This is a genomic window from Aeromonas sp. YN13HZO-058, from assembly GCF_001921245.1.
Lineage (GTDB): Bacteria > Pseudomonadota > Gammaproteobacteria > Enterobacterales > Aeromonadaceae > Aeromonas > Aeromonas allosaccharophila.
Genome location: NZ_MQSY01000051.1, coordinates 1 through 2861 on the forward strand (window position 1 = coordinate 1; position 2861 = coordinate 2861).

At 60.5% G+C, this 2861-nt stretch carries 1 protein-coding gene and 1 pseudogene; both read left to right on the top strand.

The genetic code is table 11. The features are described 5' to 3' along the window. Positions 1-101 precede the first annotated feature (101 nt). Positions 102-1673 (top strand): annotated as a pseudogene (locus BSP75_RS12135) (terminase family protein); the annotation flags it as partial. Then, positions 1670-2734 (top strand): phage portal protein, encoded by a 1065-nt coding sequence (locus BSP75_RS12140; protein WP_075113355.1) that lies wholly within the window; start codon positions 1670-1672, stop codon positions 2732-2734. The pseudogene BSP75_RS12135 and the gene BSP75_RS12140, both read left to right, overlap by 4 nt. Positions 2735-2861 lie beyond the last annotated feature (127 nt).

The window sequence follows — 2861 nt, forward strand, 5'->3', positions numbered from 1 at the left end:
ATGAACAGCAGCTATCTGGAGCAAGTGCTCCTGAGTGGCTTTAACGAAGTGGATGAAAAATAAGCATTCATGCGTTTGCCCCGGATCCGTCAGCCATTGAATCGCGGATGTGTCAGCTGATCGCCAAAGAGGTGAAGACCGGCGGCGACTTCAAGGAGATTGACCTGCTGGGTCGCCAGCTGGAGCGGATCGCCCGGGTCAACCGGTATAGCAACGGCGGCAACGAGGCCGACCTCAACCCGAAGGTGGCGAACCGCAACAAGGGGCCGAAGAAGGCGCCGGTGCGCAACAATTTTGATGAGGCTCACTCGAGAAGCTTGGCGAGCTGTTCCACGGCAATATGTTTGGCTATCAGAAAGTGTGGTATCAGGCCGGCCTGCAGCACACAGAGCGCAACCTGCTCAAGAGCCGCCAGATCGGGGCCACGTTCTACTTTGCGCGGGAGGCGCTGATTGATGCGCTGACCACTGGCCGCAATCAGATTTTCTTGTCAGCCAGCAAGGCGCAGGCCCATCAGTTCAAGCAGTACATTCTGGCTTTCGCGCAGGAGGTCGGTGTTGAGCTCAAGGGGGATCCCATTACGCTCGGTAATGGAGCCATTATCTACTTCCTCGGCACCAACTCCCGCACCGCCCAGAGTTATCACGGCAATCTCTACATCGATGAGTATTTTTGGATCCCCAAGTTTCAGGAGCTCTACAAGGTATCCAGCGGCATGGCGATGCAGAAGTTTTGGCGGCTGACCTATTTCTCGACCCCATCAAGCCTGTCACATGATGCCTATCCGTTCTGGTCTGGTGCGATGTTCAACAAGGGGCGCCCGAAGAACGAGCACATCAAGTTTGACGTTGAGCATGCGGCCTTGCATGGCGGGAGGTTGTGCGGTGATGGCCAGTGGCGGCAGATCGTCACGGTTGAGGATGCCGTGCGTGGTGGGTGCGACCTGTTCGACTTGGACCGGTTGCGGCGCCGTTACTCCCCTGATGACTATAACCAGCTGCTGATGTGTCAGTTTGCTGATGACACTGACAGCGAATTCCCGCTCGCCATGCTGCAGCGCTGCATGGTCGACAGCTGGGAGGTGTGGGAGGTGTGGGAGGACTACAAGCCCCACGCGATGCGCCCGCTCGGTCATCGCTCGGTGTGGATCGGCTATGACCCGGCCAAGGGCGGGCAGGGCGATAGTGCCGGCTCCGCCGGCGGTACCTGGCGGCAAGTTTCGGGTGCTCGAGCGCCACCGCTGGAGCGGGATGGACTTCGACGCCCAGGCGCGGGTCATCAAGGCCATGTGCGAGCGCTACAACGTGGGTTATATCGGCATCGACACGACCGGGATCGGGGAGGGGGTTTATCAGCTGGTGAAGCAGTTCTACCCGGCAGTTACCCCTATCCAGTACAACCCGAGTGTGAAAATTCAGATGGTGATGAAGGCCCAGGATGTGATGAACAAGGGCCGGTTGGAGTTTGACTGCGGCATGACTGACCTCGCGCAGGCCTTTATGAGCATCCGCCGCGCAGTGACTGCTGGCGGCAAGATGCCGACCTTTGAGGCCAGCAGGTCAGAGGAAACCAGCCACGCCGATATTGCCTGGGCAACGATGCAGGCCCTGTTACACGAACCGCTGGCAGGTGCCACCGGTGCCAATACCAGCATGATGGAGATTTTCGCATGAAAAAGCGCCGCCAGCAGCGCCATACCTCGCCGGTGACGGCGACCCAATCCGCAACCAGCCAGACCATTGAGGCGTTCACCTTCGGCGAGCCGGTTCCCGTGCTCAGTCTGCGGGAGGTGTTCGACTACCTGGAGGCCATGCACAACGGGCGCTGGTATGAACCTCCGCTCTCGCTCAATGGCCTGTCGCGGGTCTACCGGGCCGGGGTGCATCACGCCTCTGCCATCCAGGTTAAGCGCAACATTCTGCGTTCCTGCTTCATCCCGCATCCGAAACTTAGCCTGTCCGCCTTCACCGGGCTGGCGCTGGACTATCTGATCTTCGGCAACGGCTATCTGCAGGCGGTGCAGAACCGGCTCGGCGGGGTGCTGCGTTATGACCACCTGCGGGCCAAATACACCCGGCGCGCTCTGGACTTGGACACCTATTGGTGGATTGCCCAGCCTGGGCAGGAGCAGGCTCTGCCGGCCGGGCGGGTGGGCCATGTGATGGAGAGCGACATCAACCAGGAGATCTACGGCATCCCCGACTATGTCGGCGGGCTCAATTCCACCCTGCTCAACGAGTCGGCCACCCTGTTTCGCCGCAAGTATTATGAGAACGGCCCCCACGCCGGGTTCATCATGCACATCACCGACGCGGTGCAGAACGAGGGCGACATTGCAGCCCTGCGTGAGGCGCTGCGCCAGAGCAAGGGGCCCGGCAACTTCCGCAACCTCTTGCTCTACACCCCGAACGGCAGCAAGGACGGGGTGAAACTGATCCCGGTGGCGGAGGTGGCTGCCAAGGATGACTTCCTCAGCATCAAGAACGTGAGCCGGGATGACCAGCTGGCCACCCACCGGGTACCGCCCCAGCTGATGGGGGTGATGCCGAACAGCACCGGCGGGTTTGGCGATGTGGCCAAGGCCGCCCAGGTGTTCGACATCAACGAGATCGACAGCATCAAGGCCAGCCTGCTGGCGCTCAATGACTGGGCAGGGGAGGAGGTGATCCGGTTCAACCCCTACAAGCTGGCCGCCGGCATCGAGCAGGCCAGCCAAGGCGACCTGCTGCGCTGACCCTCCGATAGTTCCCGACACCCCGCCACCTGGCGGGGTTTTCTTTTGGCGCTGTCCCAATTACGTGTTGAACGGCTAATCTTGAAGTAGGCCATCACCTTGAGGTCTACCATCATGGATACCCCAG

Bases quoted from the DNA above. Each gene is read 5' to 3' on its own strand.
- BSP75_RS12140 (WP_075113355.1), top strand. From the start codon at position 1,670: ATGAAAAAGCGCCGCCAGCAGCGCCATACCTCGCCGGTGACGGCGACC.